17 protein-coding genes are annotated in these 19,816 nt (G+C 63.2%); 6 read left to right on the top strand and 11 right to left on the bottom strand.

The annotated features are described in order from the left end of the window. Positions 1-81: 81 nt before the first annotated feature. Positions 82-432, top strand: coding sequence for a Rieske (2Fe-2S) protein (locus ASE49_RS13295; protein ID WP_056773409.1), 351 nt, complete (start codon positions 82-84; stop codon positions 430-432). 80 nt (positions 433-512) lie between these two features. Continuing rightward, complete coding sequence (locus ASE49_RS13290) at positions 513-941, top strand: nuclear transport factor 2 family protein (RefSeq protein ID WP_056773405.1); 429 nt, start codon at positions 513-515, stop codon at positions 939-941. A gap of 65 nt (positions 942-1,006) precedes the next feature. On the opposite strand, the gene ASE49_RS13285 is transcribed toward ASE49_RS13290, so the two are convergent. Further along, complete coding sequence (locus tag ASE49_RS13285) at positions 1,007-3,079, bottom strand: M13 family metallopeptidase (protein ID WP_056773402.1); 2,073 nt, start codon at positions 3,077-3,079, stop codon at positions 1,007-1,009. 147 nt (positions 3,080-3,226) lie between these two features. Continuing rightward, a complete protein-coding gene (locus tag ASE49_RS13280) occupies positions 3,227-5,680 on the bottom strand; it encodes a TonB-dependent receptor (protein ID WP_056773398.1) in 2,454 nt (817 codons plus the stop codon). A 145-nt stretch (positions 5,681-5,825) separates the two neighbouring features. Between ASE49_RS13280 and ASE49_RS13275 the strand changes: the two genes are divergently transcribed. After that, positions 5,826-6,833 (top strand): NADP-dependent oxidoreductase, encoded by a 1,008-nt coding sequence (locus tag ASE49_RS13275; protein WP_056773396.1) that lies wholly within the window; start codon positions 5,826-5,828, stop codon positions 6,831-6,833. Between the two features lie 53 nt (positions 6,834-6,886). Here the strand turns inward: ASE49_RS13275 and ASE49_RS13270 are convergent, their stop codons facing one another. The 4 genes from ASE49_RS13270 to ASE49_RS13255 form a co-directional block, all read right to left on the bottom strand. Beyond that, the gene (locus ASE49_RS13270) at positions 6,887-7,651 is read right to left on the bottom strand and encodes an SDR family NAD(P)-dependent oxidoreductase (protein ID WP_056773393.1); all 765 of its coding nucleotides are present in this window, start codon (positions 7,649-7,651) and stop codon (positions 6,887-6,889) included. 92 nt (positions 7,652-7,743) lie between these two features. Then, positions 7,744-10,032, bottom strand: a complete 2,289-nt coding sequence (locus tag ASE49_RS13265; RefSeq protein ID WP_056773391.1) for a TonB-dependent receptor — start codon at positions 10,030-10,032, stop codon at positions 7,744-7,746. 196 nt (positions 10,033-10,228) lie between these two features. After that, on the bottom strand, positions 10,229-10,987 hold the full coding sequence (locus tag ASE49_RS13260; protein ID WP_056773388.1) for an SDR family NAD(P)-dependent oxidoreductase: 759 nt from the start codon (positions 10,985-10,987) through the stop codon (positions 10,229-10,231). A 125-nt stretch (positions 10,988-11,112) separates the two neighbouring features. After that, complete coding sequence (locus tag ASE49_RS13255; RefSeq protein WP_056773385.1) at positions 11,113-12,741, bottom strand: AMP-binding protein; 1,629 nt, start codon at positions 12,739-12,741, stop codon at positions 11,113-11,115. A gap of 130 nt (positions 12,742-12,871) precedes the next feature. On the opposite strand from ASE49_RS13255, the gene ASE49_RS13250 reads away from it, so the two are divergent. Both ASE49_RS13250 and ASE49_RS13245 read left to right on the top strand, forming a co-directional pair. Next, positions 12,872-14,050 carry an aromatic ring-hydroxylating oxygenase subunit alpha gene (locus ASE49_RS13250; RefSeq protein WP_082456472.1) on the top strand — a complete coding sequence of 393 codons (1,179 nt, stop codon included), beginning with the start codon at positions 12,872-12,874 and terminating at the stop codon, positions 14,048-14,050. 6 nt (positions 14,051-14,056) lie between these two features. Next, positions 14,057-14,854: a sugar phosphate isomerase/epimerase family protein gene (locus tag ASE49_RS13245; protein ID WP_056773383.1), complete on the top strand. Its 798-nt coding sequence runs from the start codon at positions 14,057-14,059 to the stop codon at positions 14,852-14,854. Between the two features lie 19 nt (positions 14,855-14,873). On the opposite strand, the gene ASE49_RS18320 is transcribed toward ASE49_RS13245, so the two are convergent. The 5 genes from ASE49_RS18320 to ASE49_RS13225 form a co-directional block, all read right to left on the bottom strand. Then, entirely contained in the window at positions 14,874-15,158 is a 285-nt protein-coding gene (locus ASE49_RS18320; RefSeq protein ID WP_156370316.1) for a hypothetical protein, read from the bottom strand. A 151-nt stretch (positions 15,159-15,309) separates the two neighbouring features. After that, positions 15,310-15,810 (bottom strand): VOC family protein, encoded by a 501-nt coding sequence (locus ASE49_RS13240; RefSeq protein WP_056773380.1) that lies wholly within the window; start codon positions 15,808-15,810, stop codon positions 15,310-15,312. Positions 15,811-15,832: 22 nt separating this feature from the next. Next, positions 15,833-16,612, bottom strand: coding sequence for an SDR family oxidoreductase (locus ASE49_RS13235; RefSeq protein ID WP_056773375.1), 780 nt, complete (start codon positions 16,610-16,612; stop codon positions 15,833-15,835). A 25-nt stretch (positions 16,613-16,637) separates the two neighbouring features. Then, on the bottom strand, positions 16,638-17,456 hold the full coding sequence (locus tag ASE49_RS13230; RefSeq protein WP_056773372.1) for a glucose 1-dehydrogenase: 819 nt from the start codon (positions 17,454-17,456) through the stop codon (positions 16,638-16,640). Continuing rightward, positions 17,453-18,232 carry an SDR family NAD(P)-dependent oxidoreductase gene (locus ASE49_RS13225; RefSeq protein ID WP_056773905.1) on the bottom strand — a complete coding sequence of 260 codons (780 nt, stop codon included), beginning with the start codon at positions 18,230-18,232 and terminating at the stop codon, positions 17,453-17,455. Before ASE49_RS13225 ends, ASE49_RS13230 begins: the two co-directional genes overlap by 4 nt. Before the next feature lie 146 nt (positions 18,233-18,378). On the opposite strand from ASE49_RS13225, the gene ASE49_RS13220 reads away from it, so the two are divergent. Beyond that, positions 18,379-19,812, top strand: coding sequence for an aromatic ring-hydroxylating oxygenase subunit alpha (locus tag ASE49_RS13220; RefSeq protein ID WP_056773369.1), 1,434 nt, complete (start codon positions 18,379-18,381; stop codon positions 19,810-19,812). The last annotated feature ends 4 nt before the right edge of the window (positions 19,813-19,816 follow it).

Below are 19,816 nucleotides of genomic sequence, written 5' to 3'. Positions count from 1 at the left end.
TATGGGGTGACTTGGCGTATGCGATAACCTAGCGTTTAGATCAGCCGCCAGATGCGGGTAGACCCCGCTAGCAGGGATGCCATGAGCGAAACGTATCACGACCTTGTAGCCGAAAATGACTTTCCCGAAGATGGCAAGCTGGCCGCGGTGCTTGGCGGCTGGAGCGTCCTCGTCGTCAAGACCGATGGCGGCTACAATGCCGTCAACGACCGGTGCACCCACGCCGCATCGCCGCTCTCGACCGGACGCATCCGGCGCGGGGCGATCATGTGCCCCCTGCATGGCGCGCGTTTTGAAGCTGCGACGGGCCACTGCATCGGCGGCGCTTACGCCAACCTGCGCACGTTCCCGGTGCGGGTTTCGGAAGGCCGCATTGCGGTGGCCGTGCCCGACGAGGCACCCGGCCCGCAGGAACGCCCCGTTTCCGTCTGACGCCAGCCTCGCACAAGGCATAGGTTCGGCGCTTCGCATGTGGGGGTAGCATCGCTCCCAAACATTGGGAGAATGCCGAAATGCCTTTCACCGGACCGTTCGAGGACCGCCTCGCCATTCGTGAGCTGCTGGAGACGTATGCTGATGCGGTAACCCGCAACGATGCGGCGGCGTGGGGTGCAACGTGGGCCAGCGATGCGCAGTGGTCCTTGCCGGACTATCCGCAGCTTGGCACCACCATCGGGCGCGATGCGATCGTGGCGATGTGGAACGAGGCTATGAAGGGGTATCCCGGCATCATGTTCGAAGCATGGCCCGGTTCCATCGAGGTGGACGGTGACCGCGCAACGATGCGCAGCTATACGTCCGAGGTCTACGACCAGGACGGTGTGACCATGCGCGATCGCGGCGTGTACGAGGACACCTGTGTCAAGATCGACGGCAAGTGGCTGTTCGCCAGCCGCTCCTTCCGCAACATCCATCGCCAGCACGCCCCGCGCGGGGTCTAAGGCCAATCACGGCGGGGCGCGGGGTTTATCGTCCGCGCCCCCCGGTCTCGATACGCCGGATCAGGCTACCACAAGTGCACGCGCTTGGCGGGATCGAGATAGAGCTTGTCGCCCGGCTTCACGTCGAACGCTTTGTACCACGCATCCACATTGCGCACCGTCAGCGCGCGGTATGGCCCGGGCGCGTGGGCATTGCCGATGACCTGGCGGCGCAGCGCACCGTCCCGCGTCTTGGTGGCCCAGCCTTGCGCATATGCGATGAAGAAGCGCTGATCGCCGGTATAGCCGTCGATCACGGGCAATTCCTTGCCGCCCAGCGCCTCGCGGTAGGCATCATAGGCGGCAGCAAGGCCGGCCACGTCAGCGCCGTTTTCGCCCAGCTCCAGCTTGCCGTTTAGATGCAGGTCGGGGAAGGGGGCATAGGCGTCATACTGCGCCACCAGCGCCTGGCTCTGCGCTTCGAAGTGAGCAAGGTCCTGCGCGGTCCACCAGTTGCGCAAGGTGCCGGTGCCATCCACCGCCGCGCCGCTGGTGTCGAAGCTGTGGCTGATCTCGTGCCCGATCACCGCGCCGATCGCGCCGTAATTGCTGGCAAGATCGGCGGCAGGGTCGAAGAACGGCTTTTGCAGGATTGCCGCCGGGAAATTCAGTGCGTTCTGCACCGGCAGGTTCACCGCGTTCACCATCTGCGGTGTCATCCACCATTCGCCGCGATCCTGCGGCTTGCCCAGCTTCGCCAGTTCCTGCAGCGTCTTGCCGCGGATCGCTGCCATGCGATTGGCGTATGCCGCGCCCGGCTTGATCACGATCAGCGAACTGTCGGGCCAGGTATCGGGATAGCCGACGCTGACCACCATGCCGGCCAGCTTCGCCTGTGCTTCGGTGCGCGTGGCGGGGGCCATCCAGTCCAGCGCATCGATGCGGCGATCGAACGCGTGCTTGATGCGCGTGGCCATGTCGGACACTTGCGCCTTGGCTTGCGCCGGGAAATAGGCGGCGACGTAAAGCCGCCCGAACGGCATGCCCAGATCGTCGTTCACCGCCGCCAGTGCCCGCTTTTCGCGCACCTTCTGCTGCGGGGTACCCGACAAGGTGGTGTCGAAAAAGGCGAAGTGCAGCGCGTCCAGCTTGGCGGGCAGCACGTCTGTCTGCGCGTTGATGCGGTGGAAGGCCAGCCAGTCCTTCCAGGCCTCCAGCGATTGCGAGCCGACCAGCGCGGCAAGCCCGGTGATCGCGGACGGGCTATAGACGTCGAAGGTCTGCTGGGCGGGCATGCGCGCGGCGGTGAAGTAGGCATCCCAGTCCATGCCCGGTGCATTGCGGGCAAAGTCCGCCCGGCTCCATAGCGTGCCGCCCTTGGTGAAGTCTGCCGTGTCCGCCTTGGCGGGCGTGGCGGCGGCGATGCGGGTTTCCAGATCGAGGATGCGCCCGGCCCGGCCTTCGGGATCGCTCACGCCGGACAGGCGCAGCAGGCTGGCGATATAGGTGCGGTACTGGTCCCGGATGGTGACCATGCGCGGCTGCGTGGACACATAGTATTCGCGGTCCGGCAGGCCGAGGCCGCCTTGGAAGATATACGGCACCACGGCATCGCTTTTCAGCGCCTTGGTGATGAACAGGCCGAACAGATTTTCCGTCGACATATCGTTGTTGTTGTTGAACAGATCGACGTCCGCCTCGGTCTGGTCGCCCAGCACGCGCGTCAACTGCGCGTTGTCCGTGATCGCGGCATAACGGGCGAGATCGGCCTTGAGTGGGGTAAGCCCGGCCCGCTCGATCGCGGCGGTATCCAGGTACGCTTGCCAGTAATCGCGGATGCGCGCCTCGTCGGACCCGGCGGCGGGGCTGGAGGCCAGCACCTTGCGGATCAGCGCCATTTGTTGACGGTCCGTTTCGTCCGCGGCGATGGTGTGCGCGCCGATGCTGCTGCGATCTGCCGGGATCTGCGCACGCTGCTGCCAGGCGCCGGCGGAGAACTGATAGAATTCATCGCCCGGCCTGACGCTGCGGTCCATCGCCGTCTCGTCGATCCCGGCAGCGGTGGGCGCTTGCGTTCCAGCAGGCGCGGGCGCGGCGGATATGGCTAAGGGAGCGGCGGCACCGAGCAGCAGCGCGGTAATCAGGCAGGTCTTGTGCATATCGGGCGGCTCCTCTGGCGGTGGCAGGGCGCGTTGGCCGTTGCCTTATCCGGTGCGTACCATCCGCCTAGCTGTTCACAACCCGCCATCCCAGCAAAATGTTGCGCGCGGGCGCAACAAACACCCGCACGCTACGTAGCAAGCCGATCAGAACTTCTTGCTGAGTTCCACCATGACCGTGCGCGGCAGGTTGCCGAAGCCGAGCTGGTCGGCCTTGAAGCCTGCTGCCGTGCCGGTGCCACCACCGGTGGAGGGACCATCCACCACACCGCTGACGTAGAAGCGGTTGGTCAGGTTCTTGCCGATCACCGCCAGCTGCCAGTTGTCATCCTGGGCACCGAAGCGCAGACCCGCGTCCAGCGTCACATACCGGCTCTGGCGCGACAGCGGGTTGCCGAATCCGGACGCCAGGTAGCTGCCCGAATACTTGGAGTCGACGTTGAAGCCCACCTTGTAGGCCTCGCCCATGGCGGTTTCGTAGTTCACGCCAAGGTTGCCGGTCCACTTCGGCGCGACCGACAGCGGCGCGCCGGTCAGATCCTGGCGGGTGTTGCCCACCAGGTTGCAGCCTTCCGCCGGGGTTTCACCGGCATAGCACGGCGCGATCGGGAAGCTGATGTAACGCGCCTTGTCGTAGTTGACCGAGCCGTGGAAATCGAGGCCGGGAATGCCGTTAGGCGCGAATTCGAACTCGACCTCCACGCCCTTGGTGCGCGCATCGGCAGTCAGCGTCTGGAACGCGAAAATCGGCGAGTTGAAGAAGTCTACCTGCAGGTCCTTGTACTTGTAGTTGAACGCAGTGACGTTGAAACGCAGCTGGTTGGCCAGCAGGGTGGACTTGAAGCCGATCTCGAAGCCTTCCGAACGCTCCGGATTGAAGGTCAGGTCGGCGGAAGGATCGGCGCTCAACTTGGAGTTGATGCCGCCGTTGGAAAAGCCGCCGGACTTGTAGGCGGTCTTGTACGCGCCGTAGACCATCAGGTCGCGGGTAGGCTTCCAGGTCAGCGTGGCCTCGGGCGACCAGTTGGTAAAGTGCTGGCGCGCGGTGACTACGCCCAGGCCATCGGGATCGTTCTGGTCGCGGAAGATGCCGGTCAGCGCGGGGTTGTTGTAGAACTGCGTGAAGAAGCTGTTCTTTGTCTCGTCGGTGTAGCGCACGCCGCCCGCCGCTTCGAGGGTGGGGGTGATCTTGTAAGTCAGCTGGCCGAACACGGCCATCGTGTCACCCTTGGTGTAGCTGGTCTTGGCGGTGCCCACGTAGTTCAGGCCCGGAGGCGCGGCGGAATTGGATACTGCGCCCACGATCACGTACTGCTGGAAATCGCGCTGGGTGTGCTGGTACAGCGTACCGACCATCATGTTGAACGGACCGTCGAACTGGGTCAGCGCGCGCAGTTCCTGGCTGAACGCCTTCCAGGATGAATTCTCGGTTGCCCAGTTGCTGGCCGAATTCGACTGGAAATCGCAGGCGCAGGCCCAGCGGTTGTTGTTCCACTGGTAGTTGGTGACGGACGACACCTGCAGCTGATCCGCCGCGTTGTACGTGATGTTCAACGTGCCGCCGGCGGAGCGGTAGCGGTTGTAGAGCGAGCCGTCGCTCTTGGCGTACGGGAAATTGGCGGCGATGTCGGCCGGGATGTTGTTCTGGTACGTCACGAAGTGATCGCCGCAGGCCTCGCCGGTCAGCTGCGATGTCGATCCGTTGCCGCAGCGAAATGCCACGTAGTTCCACGAGTTGTTGTTGACGTTGCTGCCGTCCACGCTGCCCTTGAGGCTGACGGTCAGGTTGTCGGTCGGCTCCCACTTCAACGTGGCGCGCGCCAGCAGTTCTTCCTCGCCCGGCGCCTTGCGGGCAGCAGGGGTAGCCAGGTGGGTGGAGGCGGTGCCGGTGGCGATGTCGAAATCGTTGTAGAGAACGTCCTTCGCTTCGTTGCGATAGTAGCCGCCGTCCATCTTGGTGTAGCGGGCGGCAACGCGCAGGCCCAGCGTGTCGGTCAGCGGGCCGGACGCATAGCCTTCGATGCGGTACTGCTGGCTTTTGAATTCATACCCGCCCTTGATCATGAATTCAGGCTTGTCGGTAGGATCGGCGGTGGTGATCGAGATCACGCCGGCGGTCGCGTTCTTGCCGAAGAACAGCGCCTGCGGACCTTTGAGCACTTCGACGCGCGACAGGTCGAAGAAGCCTTCGTTGATGACGCGGCCCTGGCCGTAATACGCGCCGTCAACCACCACGGCGACGGACTGCTCGATACCGATCGAGGTGGAGGACGAGCCGATGCCGCGCAGCGTAAGCTGGGCGCCCGACCCGTTGGACGCGCGTCCGACGCTGAACTGCGGGGCGATGGCGGTGATCTTTTCGATGCTCGTCACATCGCGGTTGGCGATCTGCTCCGCGGTGATCGCGGTAACCGCAACCGGCACATCCTGCACGCTTTCCTGGCGTTTGCGGGCGGTGACGATGATTTCGTTCAGGCCACCGGCGGCGGGTGTTGTAACCGGGGCAGGGGCCGCCTGCGTGTCCGCGCTTTGCGCAAATGCCGGCATCGCGGTGGTGGCAAGCATGCTGGAGGCAAGCAGCACGGTTTTTACGACACGCATTTCAGATTATCTCCCCGATGTTTTATTGCGCCCGCTGTAGCTGTCTGCATGCGAGTGGAACCCTGTGCAAACGGCTAGTCCTAGTTGTTTGCACAGGTTGCGTTGGAGGCGCCCCGCGCAAGGGTCGGCGTAGAGGAGACCTGATGTGCCGACATGCCGTTTCTGGCGACTTAATCGCCACCCTGAGGGGAATACCGGGTTCGATCGCTTCCTGAGCCTGGAGGAGGAGACGCTATCCCCTCTTGCTGCCGGCGAAGTGCGGGTGGCCGTTGAATATCTGTCGATGGACGCTGGCACCCGCATGTGGATGACCCCGCGCACCGATGGCTACCAGCCGCCCTTGCCGCTGGGCGCGAAGATGGTGGGGCTGGTTCTGGGCCGGGTCATCGAGAGCAACGATCCCGCTTTCGCACCCGGCGCGCTGGTGCGCGGCTTTGGGCAGTGGGCCGATATCGCCACGCTGGTGCCAGCGCTGTCCGGGCTTGAGGTGGTGGACGACTCCATCGCCGATCCGCTGCAGCATTTCGGCGCTTTGGGCATGAACGCGTGGACGGCCTACGTCGGCGTGCAGGAGGTGGCGGCGGTGAAGCCCGGCGAATGGCTGGCCGTCTCTGCAGCCGCTGGCGCCACCGGCAGCCTCGCCTGCCAGGTCGGGCGCAATCTTGGCGCCAAGGTGGTGGGTATCGCCGGCGGCGCGGAAAAATGCCGCTACCTGCTCGATGACCTGGGCGTGGACATGGCGATCGATTACCGGGCCGAAGACGTATCCGCGCGGCTGGCGCAAGTGCCCGGGGGACTGAATGCCTTTTTCGACAATGTCGGCGGGCCGGTGCTGGACGCGGTGCTGCGCAACATGGCGCATTACGGGCGCGTCGCCATCTGCGGCATGGTGGCCGGATATGACAGCGATGTCGCGCTGCCAGGCCCTGCCAGCTTCGATCAGGTGCTGATGAGGCGGCTGCGGATCGAGGGGTTCTTCATCCCCGATTTCCTGGAGCGCGGCGCACAGTTCCTGCCGCAACTTCGCGCCTGGATGGATGCCGGAAAGCTGACGATGCGCTTCGATGAAACGCAGGGGCTGGAGAACGTGCTGGTCGCCTACGAGCGGATGTTGACCGGCAAGAACATCGGCAAAGTCGTGGTGAAGCTTTAGCCGGAGAATGCGCGCCTCGTCCCGGCCTGAACCGGGACGATGCGCGCAGCACCTCACATCGCGGTGACGCCGCCGTCCACCACCAGTTCGCACCCGGTGACGTAGTTGGATTCGTCGCTGGCCAGGAACAGGTTCATGTTCGCGATATCGACAGGGGCCCCCATGCGCTTCATCGGGATCGCGGCTACGATCTGCTTGAAGCCCTCGGGATTGTCCTGCCGCGCCACGTCCTGCATCGCCGTTTCGATCATGCCGGGATGCACTGAATTGCAGCGGATGCCATCGGCGGCGCATTCCATCGCGACCACCTTGGAGAACGTGCGCACGCCGCTTTTGGCTGCAGCATAAGCGCCGCACATCGGCACGCCCACTTGGCCGGCAATGGACGACAGGTTCACGATCGAGCCGCCTTTGCCGACCTTGCGCATCAGGGCCACCGCGCGCTGCGTGCCGAAGAACACGCTGTCTAGGTTGACTAGGTTCTGCTTCTTCCAGTCCGCCGCCGTCAGTTGCTCCAGCGGCTTGAGGATGGCGATACCGGCGTTGTTCACCAGCACGTCGAGCCGGCCGTGGCCCTGCTCGACGGCGGTCATCACGGCGTCCCACGATTCCTCGCTCGTCACGTCATGGCCCTGGGCTTCAGCGTGTCCGCCAGCGCTGCGGATTTCAGCGGCGACGGCTTCTGCGCCCGCTGCATCCAGGTCGGTAATATAAACGAACGCGCCTTCCTGCGCGAAGCGATGTGCCGTGGCGGCGCCTAGACCGCGCGGATTTCCCGCGCCCGTAACCAGCGTGATCTTGCCTTCGAGACGACCCATTGTGTGTGCTCCTTTTCAATCAAAAAAAAGGGGTGCCTGGCGCATGCGTCCCGGCACCCCCGTTGTCCGCCCTGGTGCCAGGCGCGCCTAGATCAGAACTTCACGCCGATCGTTGCGCCATACGTGCGCGGCTCAAGCGCGGTGGCGAACGAGAACAGGCCTGCCACCGTGAAGGCGTGCGTCGTGGTCTTCTCGTTGGCGAGATTACGACCGAAGAAGCGCAGGTACACGTCCTTGTCGTTGATATCGAAGTTGAAGGTCAGGCTGGCGTCCAGCAGATCCTGCGTGGTGGTGCGCACGCGCGGATCGTTGCCGTTGACGATTACGCTGGTGACCGCGCCCGAGCCGTTGACCACCGGAGTGAGCGAGGCGGTCGAGATCTGCTCGTCATACGGGCTGATATGGCGCCAGCCGCCGGTGGCCACGATCTTGCCGAAGCTGGTGGGCACTTCGTATTCCGCACCCAGCGACGCGGTGAACTTGGGCGCATAGATCAGGTTGTTGGCCGAATAGTCGAACGGCACGATCGCGGTGCCCAGCACACCGTTGGCAATGAAGTTGCGGAAGTGCGACTTCATGTAGGCGGCAGACGTGGTCAGGCGCAGCTGCGGCGTGATGCGCAACGTGCCGTCCATCTCGATGCCCTTGATGATCGCACCGCCCGGAACGTTGCCGGTGATCGTCTGGTTGCCGGTGGGGCCGCCAGGCAGCGTCAGGTTCTGCTGCATGTTCTTGTAGTCGGACACGTAGCCGGCCAGGTTGATCTCCAGCTTGCGGTTGAACGCCGCCAGCTTCGCGCCGATTTCGTAGGCGTCGACTGTTTCCGGCTGGAACGGGGTGCTGGCGGTGTCCGCAGTCGCAGCGCGCGGGCTGAAGCCGCCCGAACGGTAGCCGCGCGACCAGCTGGCGTAGAGCATGACATCGCTGCTGGGGCGATAGTCGATGCCCACCTTGGGGGTGAACTTGGTGAAGTTCGCATCGCCCGAACCGATCAGGCCGGACTGGGCGAAGCTGTTGGTCAGCTGCTTGTTGTCATGCGACCAGCGGCCGCCGAACGACAGGCGCCATTTGTCGGCGAACGCCCAGTTGAAGTCACCAAAGAAAGCATAGCTGGTGGTCTTGCCGGCAACCTGCTGCGGGTTCTTGTCGAAATCCATCGGCGAGATCGACGAGTCGAAGGCCAGCAGGCGGGTCCACTGGGTCAGGTCGTACTTCGAGTGGAAGTAATACCCACCCACAACGTAGTCGAGACCGTCGAACACCTTGCCGGAGGCACGCAGTTCCTGGCTCCACTGGGTGTAGCTCTGGAAACGCTGGGCATAATACAGGTCGGTGCTAGACCCGTCGAAGTCCTGCGTCTGCTTTTCCTTGGTGTGGCGCCAGCCGGTGATCGAGGTCAGCTTAACCGCGCCGGCATCGTAGTTCATTTCCAGCGTGGCGTCGGGCGCCTTGTACGTGCTGTGTGCAGGCTCTGTGAACGTGGTGTACAGGTCGGTCGTGGTGTTGCGGTTGCACTGGTTGGCGGGCTCGAAGCCGCAGAACAGTTCGCCGGTCTTGGTGATGTTGGCCACCACCGGTTCGAAGCTTTGCGTTACGTTTTCGATGGTGAAGTGCGCATCGAAGCCCGAGCCGGTCGGCTTGAACAGCAGGCTGGCGCCGTAGCTGTCGCTCTTGCTGCCGCCCGAACGCTCGTCACGGATGGGGTTGTAATAGAACCCGTCGGATGCGCCGTGGAAGTACCAGGCCTTGACGCCCCAGGTTTCGCCGTTGCCGTAGTTGGCGATCGCCTTGGCGGCCCAGGTGTTCCAGCGGCCATAGGTGACTTCGGCCTTCACGCCCGGCTCCATGGTGGGCAGGGTGCGGGTGATGTTGATCACGCCGCCGATGGTGTTGGCGCCGAACAGCGTGCCCTGGGGCCCACGCAGCACTTCGATCTGGGCGATGTCGAACGCGTCCTGCAACTGGCCAGTGCTGGTGCCGATCGTCACACCGTCCACCACGACGCCGACGGTCGGCGTCTGTGACTTTTCGATGTCAGCATATGTCAGGCCGCGGATCGAGATGTTGGCCGCCTGCGCGCCCGAGTTCTGCTGCGTGATCAGCAGGCCAGGCGCGGCACCTTGAAGATCGCCGATGTTGGCCGAGGCCTTGTTTTCCAGCATCGCGGCGCTGACCGCGGTGATCGCCACCGGCGTATCCTGCAGCGTTTCCGAACGGCGGCGTGCCGAAACAATAATCTCATTAGGGTCGACAGCGGCGCTGTCTGCGGCAGGCGCCTGCTGCGCGAAGGCGGGCACCGACAGGCACGTCAGCGCGCTCGATGCGAGTGCAAGTTTGATGAGCGCGGTGTGCCGCGCTCCGCGAACATGTGCGGATGCCATCAGTAATCCTCCCGGTGCGGCCATCAATCCAACAGGCCGTCTTTCCGTGATCACTATGCATCGGATTGCCGGGGCCACTACCTGTCGAATAGCACAGGTCAGGCGCGTTGCCGTTCGACTGTTGCCAAAAAGACAAAGGCGGCAGTCCTTGGGGAAGGACCGCCGCCAGCACTTGTAAGAGTGAATTACGTCGTCGTCAGAACTGGATGCGCTTGGTGTACCCGCCATCGATCACGACGTTGGTGCCCGTGGTGTAGGATGAGGCCGGGCTCGCCAGGAACACGATGGTGCGCGCCACTTCCTCAGGGCCGCCCCAGCGGCCCAGCGCGAAAGTCGCTTCTGTGGCCTGATACAGTTCGGGCGCGAGATCCTTGATCGCCTCCCAGTTGCCGCCGGGAAACTTGATCGGGCCGGGCGATACGCAATTGACGCGAATGCCCTGCGGTCCCACCATCTGTCCGAACTGGCCGGAATAGGCGATCAGGGCTGCCTTCATAGCATTGTAGGCTTGGGGCACGATGAAGGTTTCGGTGCCTGCCGTGGAGGCCATGATGACGATGGCGCTCGAACCCGATTCCGCGAGATACGGCTGCAAGGTTTCGCAGCCCAAAACGGTGCCCTTGATATCTGCGGCGAAACAGGCATCCCAGTCACCGGTGGTGCCCGATCCGGACGCGCTGGCGCCCGGCACGAAAATGTCGACGCCACCCAGTCGTTCGGCGGCAGATTTGAGCCAGGCCACGTAGCCGTCATGGTCAAGCATGTCCAAAGGCTCGCCGATCACTTTGCCGCCGTGGCGGGACAGCGATTCGACCGTTTGCGCGACCTGCTCTGCATTGCGGGAGAAAAAGGCGATGTCGGCACCTTCCTCGGCAAAGATTTCCAGTGCCGCGCGGCCGATCCCCCGGCTGCCGCCGGTCAGGATGACCTTCTTGCCCTTCAATCCCAGATCCATATCGTTATTCCTCTTGCACGCGAATATAAGCCTCTACGCGCCCCGTGTGTCGGCGCTGGGGCAGTGTGTGGCCACTATGTTTTTGGTCAGGACCGCGGATGCCACACGATTGCCGCCCCGCGCCGTCAGGTTGCGGCCAGCAAGGTCTTGATCTCTGCGCGCAGCATGTCCTTGCGCACTTTTCCGGAAGCGGTGCGCGGAAAGTCGTCGCGAAATTCGAAGCGTTCCGGTATCTTCTGCTTGGCAAGGCCACTGGCTTGCACGTGCGCTGCCAGATCCGCGCTGGCCGGCGCTGGGCCTGCGGCAATGATGTAAGCGCATACGCCTTCACCCAGCCGGTCGTGCGGCATTGCCACCACGGCAGATTCGCGCACGGCGGGATGGGCGTGCAGCACATCCTCTATCTCCTTGGCGGAGATGTTCTCACCGCCGCGAATGATCAGATCCTTCTTGCGGCCCGTCACGGTAAGCGCACCCTCGGCGCTGCGCACGCCAAGGTCGCCCGTGCGGAAAAAGCCGTCCGGTGTTATCGCCTCTCGGGTCTGATCCGCGTCGGCGTAGCCCAGCATCATGCCAGGGCCCCGCGCCAAGATTTCGCCCTCCGCGCCGTCCGGCAAATCGCGATCGTCGGCATCGACGATGCGCACGTCATAGTCCACCACCTTCCCGTCCGTGGTAGCGGCACGCTGCTCGTCGTGCGGCCAACCGAACGTCACCAGCGGGACTTCGGATGCGCCGAATACCCGAAACGCGCGGCAGTGCTCGAACGCGGCATTGGCGGCGGGGATAAGATCGGCCGGCACCGCCGCCCCGCCGCACGCGAAGAAGCGGAAGGAGGGCAAGCGGTTGCCGCTGTGCCGGGCCGCTGATGCAAGCTCGACGAGAAACGGGGTGGCGGCCACAGTGCCTACCGCCTGATGCCGATCGATCAACGCCAGGGCGGCCTGCGCATCCCAGCTTTCCATCAGCACCGTGCGCGTGCCGCACAGGAATGGCGCTTCCAGTCCGTTGGCATAGCCAGACACATGCGTGACGGGGGAGGGCATCAAGGTCGCCTCACCCGCCGCCAGCCCCCAATGCGCGCCGCTTTCGCGCACGATACGCGCGATCGAAACGTGGCTATGCAAAACGCCTTTGGGCCGCCCGGTGGTGCCCGAGGTGTAAAGCACCATCTTTACGCCCAGCGGATCGACGGTGGGCTGCGCGAACGGCAGATCGCGTCCTTCCGCGATCAAGGCCGCGTAGTCATCAGCGCCTTCGCCGCGCACGGTGAACACATGGTCAAGGTCGGGCAGCTGCGGGGCAAGCCGGCGTGCCATGGCGGCATAATCGAACTTGCGGAAACTGGCGGCCACGAAAACCGCCTTCGCTTTGCAGTCCGCCAGCATGAGCGAGACTTCATGGTCGCGATAGATCGGCACGATCGGGTTGATCACCAGGCCCGACATCGCCGCGGCCAGGTTTATCACCATTGCCTCACGCCAGTTGGGCACTTGGAAAGCCAGCACATCACCAGGCCGCAGGCCGCGCGCGAACAGGGCCGCGCTGAGCGCCTGGGCATCGCCAACAGCCTGCTCGCGGGTGACTTGCACATCGCCTTCGTACAGCGCCACGAAGCCGGGATCGGCCTGCGCCAAAGCGATTGCCTGCTGCGCGATCGTGCGCTCGTCCCACAGACCTGCGTCTGCGTACCGCGCCAGGTGGGCGGGGATGCGATCCAGCCATGCCCACGTAGGGCTTTTCCTCTCCGTCATGTGTGTTGAGTGCCCTTGCCTTGCGCGCAGGCCAACTGGCGAAAGTGCCAAGCGGGCCTATCACCTTGAGCAGCTTGCCGCCCATGCGCCGGGCGCGCAAGATCAGCGGCATAACATTCGGGAGAGACTTGTGGACCGCGTCCAGCAAATAGGTGACGTCGCCGAAATCATGCTCGACTATGTCGAGAACAAGAAGACTTTCCAGACAGCGAAACCGCTGAAGGTGCCCACCGCCAGCTATACTGACAAGGACCAGTTCAAGGCCGAGCTGGAACTGGTGTTCAAGCGGGTGCCGCTGATGCTGGCGTTTACCGCAGAGATGCCCAATCCCGGCGATTACAAGGCGATGGACGCGATGGGCCTGCCCATCCTCATCAACCGTGACAAGCAGGGCAAAGTGCGCGCGTTCCTCAACGTGTGTTCGCATCGCGGCGCGCCGGTGGCGGAGGAAGGCCGGGGCAATTGTTCGCGCTTCACCTGCAAGTATCACTCATGGACCTATGGCGCGGATGGCAAGCTGATCGGCATTTCGGAACCTGGCACGTTCGGCGATGTTGACAAGGGCAGCATGGGCCTGCGCGAACTGCCGTGCGAGGAGCGCGCCGGCATGATCTTCGTGTGCCTGACGCCTAATGCGCCGATTGATCTCGACACCTATTTCCAAGGCTACCTCGCGGATTTCGAAGCGTTGGACTTTGCCAACTGGACGTATCTGGGCAATCGCACGATCGAGGGCGCGAACTGGAAGATAGCGTTCGATGGCTATCTGGAAGGCTATCACTTCAAGTCGCTGCACCCCGAAACGATCTTTCCGCGCACGCCATCCAACTGCACGCATTACGAGGCGTTCGGGCCGAACATCCGTATCGGCTTCCCGCAGCATTCGATCGGCGAGCAACTGCGCACCGTGCCGCGCGAAGAGTGGGGCACGCGCGAGAATTATGGCTACGATTTCGTGCGCATCTTCTTTCCCAACGTCTCGATCTTCATCGCCCCGGAGATCACCCAGGTCGCACAGCTGTTCCCCGGACCGACACCTGATCGCAATCGCACGGTGCTGAATTACCTGCGCCGCGATCCGATTCGCGACGAGGCGGACCGTGAGGCCGTTGAAGGGGCAATGAACTTCTTCCGCGACGTGACCTACAAGGAAGATTACCTGATCGGGCTGGAAATCCAGAAGGGCGTCGAATCCGGCGCGCATGACGATCTTACCTTCGGTCGTAACGAGCGCGGCAACCAGTACTTCCACGAATGGCTGAACTGGTATCTGCAGGACGACGCCTCGCTGCCGCAGCCGACGCTGTAACGGGAGATGGCGCACAAGCTGTCGCTGGCGTCCGGGGTGCTTCCCGAATTCGGCGCCTTGGACGTGATCGAAGCGGGCGCGCAGGCCGGCTTCGATGCCGTCGGACTGTGGATCGATCCGCAGGTATGGACGGCGCAGCATACCCGCGATGCTGCGGCGGCGCTGGCGCGCACCGGGATGCCGGTGCTCGATGTCGAGGTGGTCTGGCTGAAACCGGGCAGCGCGATGGACGATCACCGCAAGGTGCTGGATGTGGGCGCACAGCTTGGCGCAGCGAATGTGCTGTGCGTGTCATCCCATCCCGATCGTTCCGCCACGGTGGACGAACTGGGCGCCTTGTGCCGCCATGCCGAAGGATCGGGCATGCGCGTCGCCCTGGAATTCGGGATTTTCACCGAGGTAAAGACGCTAAGCGATGCCTTGGCCGTGCTGGCGGCGATCGACCATCCCCTGGGTGCAGTGCTGATCGATCCAATCCATGTCGATCGGTCCGGGACGACGGTAGCGCAGATAGCTGCGATCGATCCCAGACTGCTGCCCTATGCGCAGTTTTGCGATGCCTTGGCGCAGCGGCCAGACCCGACGGACTTCGATGCGGTGATCATCGACGCGATAGATTTGCGCCAGCATGTGGGAGAGGGCGCCTTGCCGCTGGAGGACATGCTGCAGGCTCTTCCCGCCGAGATCACGCTGTCTCTGGAAATGCGTTCTGCCGCGCTGCGTGCCGGTTTTCCCGATCCGACAGCGCGGGCGCAAGAACTGTTCAATCGCACCAAAGCGTGGCTACAACGTCAGGACACCTGAGGTTGTAGCGCAGCAAAATTCAGGCTTTGCGCTCTGGTTCACTTGTGGCGGGGGTAAACCCCATTTCCCAAAGCAAATCGGTGAGGCGCTGACCATCGGCCATCACACGGCTCATCCATGTCTTGTGATCCAAGTGGCCCAAGGCGGATCTCTGAAATAGTCCAGCTTCGCATGCGGCGCTGCGCAGCAATCCTGTTGATATTTCCATATCGACCAGCCGATTTGGCGTGGTGGTGGATCGCGCGGTGTTCACCGGCGCTGAAACAGCGGCCAAGGCGGCGCGGTCGATCGTGGCTGTCTTCAATTCCCAACTCCCAAGTCACGACCCCGGCGTTTGGGTCGCGCGCACTGTGGAGAACGCACCACAGGCTTTGGGGTTGCCGATCTTGATCTCGATCTAACTGTATCAGATGGATTAATCGGCCTTTGACCTTCTGATCCTGCTCCTGCCGATCCTAGATCGGGCGCATGTCCGGGGTTGCGTGAATTTCCAGAATCTCGAAGACGTTACCGAAAAAGTCGCGGCAGTACGTACCGGTGTAACCGTGTTTGATGCCATCTTCGATGGTGATGTTCTCCATCGTGGGCGCCGTGTGCACCGGCAGGCCGGCCGCCACGATCCGTTCGTATACGGTGGCCACGTCTTCCACTTGCACGGCAAAGTGCGTGTACCCGTATTCGTTGACGCCCCGATTCGCATCCTGCGGTGCCTGGCGCGGTGCGCTGTATTCAAACACTTCGATCTGCACGTTTCCAAGACGACAGAAGAACTGCCGCGCTGCGCTGCCGGGCAACCCCACGATCGCGTCGATCATCGGGTTGTCTGCCCATTCCAGCGGCGCTACTTCCTCAACCCCGCCCAGAATGTCGATGTAGAATTCACGCGCTTTGGCAATATCCGGAACCGAAACCCCGATGTGGTGGACGCCGATGACGCCGGGAAGCTTTTTAGTCATTGGCGTATCCCTTTTAGGGCGATCAGACCTGGCTGAAGCCGCCGTCCATCACCAGTTCGTCGCACGTCATGAAACTGGACGCGGTGGAGGCGAGGAACACGACGCCGCCGGCCATTTCCTCCGCCCGCCCCAACCGCCCGATCGGATGCGTCGCCATTACACCCGCCATAGCGGCATCGCGCGATGGAACCGCGCCCAGTTCCACGTAGCGATCCATGATCGAGCCGAGCATCGGCGTATCGATCCCGCCAGGGTGAACCGAGTTGACGCGAATGTTATACCCCAGCGCGGCGAATTCGGCGCCCAGGCACTTGCTCAGGATTTTGATCGCACCTTTGCTGGTGCAGTACGCGGCGTTAAAGGCCGCACCGCGCAAGCCTCCGACGCTGGAGAAGTTGACTATGCTGGCGCCGGTGCTGCGGGCCTTGCCGCCGATCTTGAGCAGATCGAGCAGCACTTGCGTACCGATAATGGCCGAGTCCACATTGATCGCGTTGACCTTGTGAAATTCGCTCAGCGGAGTGTCCTCGAACTTGGTGACGATCGAGTAGCCGGCGTTGTTGACCAGCACATCGAGGCGGCCATACGTATCGCGCACCAGCGCTTCCACCGCGCGCCAGTCTGTCTCGCTCGTCACGTCATGGCGCAGGTAGTGGTCGGCGCCGTCGATCTGCGCATCGTCCTTGAGGTCGGTGGCGATCACGGTGGCGCCCGCCGCCTTCATCGCCTTAACGATTTCGCGGCCGATACCGCCAGCAGCACCAGTGACGACGGCGATGACGTCGGGGAGGGCTATGGTCATGATGTCTTGTCCCGTCTTGTCGGAATTATTGTGCGGTCCAGCCGCCGTCGATCACCAGTTCCGCGCCGGTCATGTACGAGCTGTCGCTGCTCGCCAGGAAGAACGCGGCGCTGGCCAGTTCGGCGGGATCGGCAAGCCGGCCCATCGGCGTGCGGCTGGCCATCACGTCGATCAGGTCCTGCGTTTTTTGCGCCGCACCGCTATCCACCCAGCGCTGGAATCCAGCCTGCAGCAGCGGGGTGATGACGAAGCCGGGATGCAGCGAATTGGCACGGATCGGCATCTTCTTTTCGGCAAATTCCAGCGCGATGGACTTGGTGAACAAACGCACAGCGCCCTTGCTGGCATTGTAGCCCGACACTTCGCTCATCCCGACCAGGCCCATGATCGAGCTGACGTTGATGATCGAAGCACCGCCCTTCACATCGGCCCCGCCCTTTTCGAGCAGCGGCACGCACGCACGCACGCCCAGGAAAACGCCATCGACGTTGATGCTCATGATCCGGCGCCACGCTTCGAGCGAGGTGCTGGCGACCGGGCCGGTAAGATCGGTGCCGGCATTGTTGACCAGGATGTGCAGCGCGCCGTGCCGCTCGGTCACGGCGGCGACGACCGAAGCCCAGTCGTCCTCGCTCGTCACGTTGGCGCGCACATAGCTTGCCGCCTGGCCCAGCCTAGCCATCGTGGCGGTAGCAAGGTCGCTTTCGGGCGCTTCCAGGTCGGTCAGCACCACTTCGGCGCCTTCGGCCAGGAAACGTTCCACGCAAGCAAGGCCGATGCCTCGCAGACCGCCGGACACGAGGGCAACGCGGCCCTTCAGCCGCTGTGCGTCCAGATCGCTCATACCCCGTTCATCCCTGCTGTGGACGCGCCGTCCATGATAAATTCGCCACCCGAACAGAACCGCGCCTCATCGCTGGCCAGCCAGGCAACCATGCCGGCCACTTCCTCGACCGTGGCCATACGCCCCATCGGCGAGAGGCCTTCGTAGGCGCCGCGCGTTGCGGCGGGGTCCGCGGACTTGTCGATCAGGTTGCGGATCAGTGCCGTTTCCACCACGCCCGGCAGCACCGCGTTGACGCGGATCTTGTACTTGCGGTTGCCCGCATGCACGGCGGCAGACTTTACCAGCGCGACGACCGCCGCTTTCGACACCGAATACGCCAGAAAGTTGCCCATCGCCCGGTGCGCGTTCATCGAGGAGTTGACGATGATGGAACCTTCCGCGCCATGCGGATTGGCGGCCATCGCCCGCATCGCATGCTGCACGGTGAGCATCGCGCCGGTCTGGTTCACGCCGATCACCGTGTTCCAGCCTTCGATGGTGATATCCTCGATGCTGCCATCGCCCGATTCCGTGCCGGCATTTGCAAACGCGATGTCCAGTCGCCCGTGCGCGCTGTGGATCTGCTCCATCAGCGCCGTCCATGCTGCGGCATCGGTGACGTCGTGCTTTACAAAATGCGCGCCGGTGGACGAGCACAACGCGTCCGCCGCCGCCTGGTTGGAGCCGGTGAAGATCACCTGCGCGCCTTCGGCGCACAGCCGCTCCACGGTGCCTGCGCCAATCCCGGACGTACCGCCGGTGATAAGCGCCACCTTGCCTTCAAGCCGCTTCACGGCATTCTCCCGATTATCGAAATTTGCCGCAGCATGGCCGATCCACAAGGGGCGGCAACCTATGATTTTGAGCAAGGTGACTTGCGCTGCCCAAAGGTCCAGACAGGACGACAAACCGGAAAATCCGTGCTTGGGAGACTGAAACAATGGCCGATCGCGATCCGCAAGTCGCCGCCGCGCTGGGCGAAGATCGCAGCGAGGGCATAACCTGGGCTGAATTGATGGCCCAGGATTCGCGCCCCGCTCCCGATATGCTGACGCAGGAGAGCTACGCCTATCGCGGCTCCGACCCGATCCCGGCGGAACGCTATATCAGCGAGGATTTCGCGCGGCTTGAGCGTGAACGCATGTGGCCGTACGTATGGCAGTTCGTCGGACGCGAGGAAGATCTGCCCGAGCCTGGCGACTTCATCGTCTATGAAAACGCAGGCCGCTCCTACCTTGTAAGCCGGCAGGACGATGGCACGATCCGCGCGATGCACAACGTGTGCCTGCATCGCGGCCGCAAGCTGCGCACCCACGAAGGCACCGCCGATACGTTCACGTGCCCCTTCCACGGCTTTGCGTGGAACAAGGACGGCAGCTTCAATTCGATGCCGTGCCAGTGGGACTTTCCCCACCTGAAGGAACAGAACCTCCACTTGCCGGAAGCCGAAGTGGGCCGCTGGGCCGGCTACGTCTTCATCCGCGAGGAGAAGGGCGGCCCCACCCTTGAGGAATTCCTTGCCCCGCTGCCCGAACACTTCAAGCGCTGGCGGCACGAAGAATGCGCCAGCGTGATGCGCGTCGCCAAGGAAGTGCCGGCCAACTGGAAGGTGGTGATGGAGGCCTTCATGGAGGCCTGGCACACCATCGTCACGCATCCGCAGCTTCTACCTTTCACGGGCGATTCGAACGCCGCCTATTGGACCTGGGGCGACAATGTGAACGTCAACCTGGTGCCGTTCGGGGTGATGAGCCCGCACATCCAGGAGGGGCAGGGCCAGCAGTGGATCGTTGACGAGTTCATCAAATATAACGGCCGCTCTGCTGACAATTACGAAGAGGCCGCGCGTGACAACCCGATGGCGGTCAAAGTGCCCGAAGGCATGACCGCCCGCGAAGCGCTAGGGGCGGCGATGCGTCAGGCTTACACGCAAAGCACGGGCTACGACCACGAAGACGCCACCGATGCCGAACTGCTCGACGCGCTGGTCTACAACGTGTTCCCCAATTTCGGGCCGTGGGGCGGCTTCATGCCCAACATCGTCTACAACTGGCTGCCGGGCAAGACGCCGGACACTTGTATCATGGAAGTGCGCATTCTTGCCCGTATCCCCAAAGGCGAGCCGATCCCGCGCGGCGCCCCGCTCAAGTTCCTGACGCTTGACCAGAAGTGGACCGAAGCGCCGGAACTGGGCATCCTGGGCGACGTGTTCGAACAGGACATGGATAACCTGCCATACGTGCAGCAAGGCCTGCATGCTTCCAAGACCGGGCGGATCAACCTGGGCAATTATCAGGAAATCCGCATCCGCCAGTTCCAGGATACGCTGATGAAATACATCAACGGCGAACTTGGCGGCTGGAAGGAGGACTGAGGCC

The sequence above is a fragment of the Novosphingobium sp. Leaf2 genome (genome assembly GCF_001421325.1).
Classification (GTDB): Bacteria; Pseudomonadota; Alphaproteobacteria; order Sphingomonadales; family Sphingomonadaceae; genus Novosphingobium.
Note: the sequence above shows the minus strand (reverse complement) of the source record. Positions and strands in the feature narration are given on the sequence as shown.